General features: G+C 79.2%; 3 protein-coding genes and 1 riboswitch. All 3 genes read left to right on the top strand.

The window, feature by feature from the left end; translation table 11 throughout:
• Positions 1 to 692: DUF1684 domain-containing protein (locus GTR00_RS19310; RefSeq protein WP_166613180.1), on the top strand; the 692-nt coding region annotated here is incomplete at its 5' end.
• Positions 693 to 705: 13 nt separating this feature from the next.
• On the top strand, positions 706 to 1,152 hold the full coding sequence (gene sufU, locus GTR00_RS19305; RefSeq protein ID WP_166613179.1) for a Fe-S cluster assembly sulfur transfer protein SufU: 447 nt from the start codon (positions 706 to 708) through the stop codon (positions 1,150 to 1,152).
• Between the two features lie 49 nt (positions 1,153 to 1,201).
• A riboswitch (SAM riboswitch) is annotated at positions 1,202 to 1,288 on the top strand.
• A gap of 9 nt (positions 1,289 to 1,297) precedes the next feature.
• Positions 1,298 to 2,140: a methyltransferase domain-containing protein gene (locus tag GTR00_RS19300; RefSeq protein ID WP_166613178.1), complete on the top strand. Its 843-nt coding sequence runs from the start codon at positions 1,298 to 1,300 to the stop codon at positions 2,138 to 2,140.
• Positions 2,141 to 2,219: the final 79 nt, after the last annotated feature.

The following is a 2,219-nucleotide window of genomic DNA, read 5'->3' as shown; positions in this document are numbered from 1 at the left end:
CCGCGCTGCACTGGCTCGGCTCGGCCCCCGCCGGCGCCGGGGACCTGCCCGGCCGCTGGTGGGACGCCGCCGACGGCGTGCACGTGCGCGCCGTCGAAGCCGACGGCCTCGTCCTGGACGGCACCCCGCTGACCGGCGAGCACGTGCTGCACCCGGCCGACGACGGCGCGGGCGTCACCGTCGAGGCGGGGGAGCGGCACGTGGAGGTGCTGCGCCGCAGCGGGAACGCGGGCCTGCGGGTGCGCGACCCGCGCTCGCCCGTGCTGGCGGGCTTCTCCGGGGTGCCGGTGTTCGACTTCGACGAGCGCTGGGTCCTGCCCGCCCGCCTGCAGGCGCAGGAGGACGACGTGGTCGTCGGCTCCGTCGTCGAGGGCCTGACGCAGGCGCGCACCGCGGCCGGGCGGGTGTCGTTCACCACGCCCGACGGCGTCGAGCGCTCCCTGCTGGCGCTGCGCTCCGGGCAGGGCCTGCAGCTGCTGTTCACCGACCGCACCAGCGGCGTGAGCACCTCGGGCACGGCCCGCTCGCTGACGGTGCCCGCGCCCGGCGCCGACGGCGCCCTGGTCCTCGACCTCAACCGGGCCCAGAACCTGCCGTGCGCCTTCACCGACCACGCCACCTGCCCGCTGCCGCCGGCCGGCAACCGGCTGGAGGTGGCCGTGGAGGCCGGCGAGCGCGCCCCGCGGGCCTGAGGGGGCGGCCCCGGTGGACCTGCACCAGCAGCTGGTCCTGGAGCACGCCAGGTCCCCGCACGGGGCGGGCCTGCGCGCCCCGTTCACCGCGCAGGTGCACCACGTGAACCCCGTGTGCGGGGACGAGGTGACCCTGCGCGTGGACCTCGCCCCCGGCCCGGGCGGGGCGGTGGTGCGCGACGTCTCCTACGAGGTGGAGGGCTGCTCGATCAGCCGCGCCTCCGCCTCGGTGCTGCACGACCTGGCGGTGGGCCGGCCCGTCGCGCACGTCGAGGGAACCCGGCGGGCGGTGCACCGGATGCTCACCAGCCGCGGGGAGGACCCCGGCGACGAGGAGGTCCTCGGCGACGGCGTGGCGCTGGCCGGCGCGGCGCGCTACCCGGCGCGGGTGAAGTGCGCGCTGCTGCCGTGGTCGGCGCTGGCCGACGCGCTGCTGCGCGCGCCCGAGCCCGCCGGCTGAGGCGAGCGCGCACCGCGCCGGCCGGGGCGGTGCCTGGCGTACGCTGCCCGGACCATCCAGAGCGGCCGAGAGACCTGGCTCGACGACGCCGCAGCAACCCCCTCGTGGAGGGTGCTCACGCCAGGACCGATGGGGAGGCACCACCGTGAGCACCACCGCGCCCGCCGCCGGCGGGCAGCCGTCCGAGGCCGAGCGGCGCGAGGCCGCGGCCTGGTCCACCTGGCAGGAGTCCCCGTGGGGCCGCCTGCGCTACCGCGTCGTGGCGGCCCTGCTGCGCGGGGCGCTGGCGCAGCTGGGCCCGGCGCCGCTGCGCGTGCTCGACGCCGGCGGCGGCGACGGGCGCGACGCCCTGCAGCTGGCGCTGGCCGGGCACGCCGTCACCGTGCTGGACACCTCGCCCGACGTGCTGGGCGCGGCCCGCGCCGCCGCGGCCGCCGCCGGGGTCGAGGAGCGCCTGCACACCGTGGCCGCCGACCTGGAGGACCTCGCCGCGCTGGCCGCGCTGACCCGCCACCGCGCCGGCGGGTCGGGCTCCTTCGACGTCGTGCTGTGCCACGACGTGCTGCAGCACCGCGCCGGCACCGGGCAGGTGGCCGCGGACGTGGCGACCCTGGCGTCCTCGCTGCGCCCCGGCGGGCTGCTGTCGCTGCTGGCGCCCAACCCGGCCGCCGACGTGCTGACCGCCGCGCTGCGCGAGGGACCGGCGCAGGCGTGGGTGCTGCTGGACGCCGAGCGCGGCGCGGACCCGGGCACCGGGCGCTCCGTGCTGCGCCTGGAGCCGGGCACCGTCGAGGCCGCGCTCGCCGCGGCCGGTTGCGAGGTCGTCGCCCGCCACGGCGTGCTGACGGTCACCGCGCTGCTGGAGGACGCCGAGCGGGCCGACGAGCGCTCCGTGGCCGACCTGGAGGAGCTGGAGGTGGAGCTCAGCCGGCGCGACGAGTTCCGCCGGACGGCGCGCTACTGGCACCTGCTGGCTCGCCGGCGCTGACGGCCGCCAGCAGCGAGGCCGCCAGCGCGTCGTTGAGCCGGAAGAACCCCGCGTCCAGCCCCGGGCGCGGGAACGCCGG

It is taken from the genome of Kineococcus indalonis, from assembly GCF_009906395.1.
Lineage (GTDB): Bacteria > Actinomycetota > Actinomycetes > Actinomycetales > Kineococcaceae > Kineococcus > Kineococcus indalonis.
The sequence above is the reverse complement of the archived record's forward strand: the minus strand, read 5'-3'. Positions and strand labels throughout refer to the sequence as shown.